The organism is Frankia sp. CgKIO3 (assembly GCF_977946435.1).
This window is the reverse complement of record NZ_CDWTMO010000286.1, coordinates 1-2689: the sequence shown is the minus strand read 5'-3', so window position 1 is coordinate 2689 and position 2689 is coordinate 1. Positions and strand designations below refer to the sequence as shown.

Below are 2689 nucleotides of genomic sequence, written 5' to 3'. Positions count from 1 at the left end.
GCCGCACGATTCGTCGCACAATGTGATCAACCTGGTGGGGGATGGCGGCTCAGCCGAGGGGGTCCCACGTTGTGTTGACGTGCACGGTACTTCCTTTTTCGATTTTGGCCCCGGCCTGGGCGGACTGCGACGTCACCCGGTCGCCCGGCCCGCCGATCCAGCCGATACGGTCGATCTGCAACCCCCGGCGCCGCAGGATGTTCTCGGCTTCTCGGTAGCTCTTCCCGACCACGTTCGGCACGGGGACCTGGATCCCGCTGCCGTCGCCCCCGGAACCGTCGTCGTCGTCGAACCTGCCGGCCTCGGCCACGGTGAGGGTGACGGTGCCGCCGGGTGAGATCGGCTGCCCCACGTCGGGAGAGACCCCGAAGACCTGACCGGGCTGCACGGCGTCGTTCACGGCACCGATACGCTGCACCACGAGGCCGATGTTCAGGCCGACGAGCTCGGCCCTGGCCTCCTCGAACGACTTGCCGATGATGTCGGCCGGCACCGGCTTCGCCGCGGGGCCCGTCGAAGTGATCACGACGACCTTGTCCTTCGGCTTGAGTGCGGTGCCGGCCCCGGGGTTCGTACCGATCACATGGCCCGCCGGCACCGTGTCACTGGACTGTGGGCTCAGGCCGCCGAGGGTCAGGTTCACTTCGGCCAGCCGGGCCTTGGCTTGGGCCTCGGTGAGGTTCGCCAGGTCCGGCACGCGCACCGTCGCGGGCCCGGAGCTCAGCCGCAGGGTGATGAGCGCGCCCTTGTCGACCTTCGACCCGTCCTGGGGATTCTGCTGGGAGACGTGGCCGACCGGCACCGTGGCGCTGGTGACCGGGTCGAGGTAGGTGAACTGGAAGCCGGCGTCGCGCAGCATCTTCTCGGCGTCGGATCTGCTCAGGTTTGTCAGCAGCGGGACCTCGGTCCCTCCGCCGGACAGGGAACGGAACGCGAGGATCCCGAGCAGCAGGACCAGGACGGCCACGCCACCGACGACGACCGGGATGAGCCCCCGGGAGCGTGGCGATGCGGCGGCCCGTCGCCGCCCGCGCCCGCCACCACCCCCGAGATAGGCCGTAGCGGTCGGGGAGGTCGGGGAGGCGGATCGATAGAGCGCGCCGGTGCCTGGCTGGCCCGGCCCGGCACCGGCGAACGCGCGCTCCGCGGCGGCCCCCGCCCCGGCGCCCTGGGAGTCGTCGTAGTCCTCGGCCTGGAATGGCTGGGTGTACCCGGGATCCTGGGTGTACCCGGGATCCCGAGCCCCTGGAGGCCGCTCGGCCAACCCGATCCGTTCGATCTCGCCGGTGAACCCGCTCGGGTAGGCGTCCTGCGGGGGCAGGAACGGCTCGATGCGCCGCAGCTCCGCCAGCAGCGCCGCACCATCGGCCGGCCGGCGCGCCGGGTCGCGGGCGGTGGCCCGGAGAACAAGACCGTCCAGCTCGGCGGGAATGCCCTCGATCATGGTGGACGGCGCAGGGACGTCGCCGTGGACGGACTGGTAGGCCACCGACATCGGGGTGGCGCCGCTGTGCGGGAGCTGCCCGGTCAGGGATTCGAAGAGCACCACACCGGCGGCGTAGACGTCGCTGCGAGTGTCGGCGACGCCGTGGGTGACCTGCTCAGGGGCGAGGTACCCGACAGTGCCCATCACCACCCCGCCGGTGAGTGCCTGGGTGGGCTGGCTCACCGGACGGGCGAGGCCGAAGTCCGCGACCTTCACTTGGCCGTCGTCACCGAGCAGGATGTTCTCGGGCTTGATGTCGCGGTGGATGATGCCGGCGGCATGCGCGGCGCCGAGGGCTTCGATCACGGGCTCGATGATCTCGATGGCCTCGGCGACCGGGAGCCGGCCCCGGGCACCCAGGTGCTGGCGCAGCGACCGGCCGCGCACCAGCTCCATCACCAGGTAGTTGACCAGACCGGCGGGGATGTGGTCGGAGCCCTGGTCGAGGACGGAGACGACGCGCGGGGTGTTGAGCCGCGCCACGGCCTTGGCCTCGCGATGGAAACGGGTGACGAACTCCGGGTCGTGATTGAGAGTGGGATGCATGACCTTGAGAGCAACGAGCCGGTCCAGCCGGTTGTCGTGCGCGACGTACACCGTCGCCATCCCGCCGACGGCGAGCCGTTCCTGCGCCGTGTAGCGGCCGTCGAGAAGCCGACCTATGACGGGGTCGGCCACGGTGGCATCCACGAGGGAGAGTTTACGATCGTTGCCGAAGGATGCCGCTACCGGAGCCCCGCGAGGTTAACCCGGATACGCCGTTCGAGCGAGAAGTACCTCGTCGCGCAGCATGGTGTCTACCGGATGAAACCCGGATGCCCACATTGAATCGGCTCCCGAGGTCGAGATGATCGTCGACGGGCGTGGATCAGTGTCGCAGATCGGCGTCGCAGATCGGCGTCGCGGCGGGACACCCGAAGCCGCGGCCAGGGAGCAGCGGTTACACTGTCGATTGCTCCGGGGAGCCCGCGGACGTGGGCTGAGAGGCCGGCCAGTATCCCGTCGGCGACCCGTATACCCGATCGCGGTCATGCGCGCGTGGGGAGGATGAAAGATCGTGCCGCAGCACCCACTACGTCCTGCCGGCTCCCGTCCCGGTGATTCTCCTCCCGATGGTTCCTGTCTCGGCCGCCTCGCCGGTGAAGGTGCCTCCTCCGGTGGCGACGGCGACGGCGGGGGTGGGGGCGGTGGTGAGGCCGGGCA

General features: G+C 70.3%; 1 protein-coding gene and 1 riboswitch. The gene reads right to left on the bottom strand.

What is annotated here, in order from left to right; genetic code table 11:
- Positions 1 to 49: 49 nt before the first annotated feature.
- Positions 50 to 2164 carry a Stk1 family PASTA domain-containing Ser/Thr kinase gene (gene pknB / locus AC08OJ_RS19595; protein WP_476596505.1) on the bottom strand — a complete coding sequence of 705 codons (2115 nt, stop codon included), beginning with the start codon at positions 2162 to 2164 and terminating at the stop codon, positions 50 to 52.
- Between the two features lie 270 nt (positions 2165 to 2434).
- Positions 2435 to 2548, top strand: a riboswitch (TPP riboswitch).
- Positions 2549 to 2689 lie beyond the last annotated feature (141 nt).